Genomic DNA, 388 nt, shown 5'->3' with positions numbered 1-388 from the left:
TTAACATTTGAATTTGAACTGTCTTTATTTATAGTATTTGAGTTGTTAGTATCACTAGCTTTTGTTGTTTGTGAATTAGATGATTCTACACTGCTTAATGAATTATCTTTAGTGGTTTGATCATTAGATCCACTATTAGTTGTGTCATTAGTTGTATTGCTAGTACCAGCTGTTGTTGAGGTGTTCTCATTCGTGCTCTCATTACGCATAGTATTGATCCTATATTGAGAGAAAATTCCTTTTTCTAAAAACTTAAATGTTGTATTGATTTGACCATAATTACTCAAAATAGTAGAAGATACACCATTTTTAAATTCTTCTACAGAATCATAAGCAATTTCATGATTTCTAAATCGCATAACAAACGACAATAAAAACGTATCTCTAT

The 388-nt window shown here is 29.1% G+C and carries 1 protein-coding gene; it reads right to left on the bottom strand.

The window, feature by feature from the left end:
* Positions 1-371, bottom strand: a 371-nt coding sequence (locus A3761_RS01020) for a hypothetical protein (RefSeq protein WP_197472696.1), incomplete at its 3' end; no start/stop codon positions are given.
* Between the last annotated feature and the right edge of the window lie 17 nt (positions 372-388).

The organism is Oleiphilus sp. HI0123 (assembly GCF_001635315.1).
Note: the sequence above shows the minus strand (reverse complement) of the source record. Positions and strands in the feature narration are given on the sequence as shown.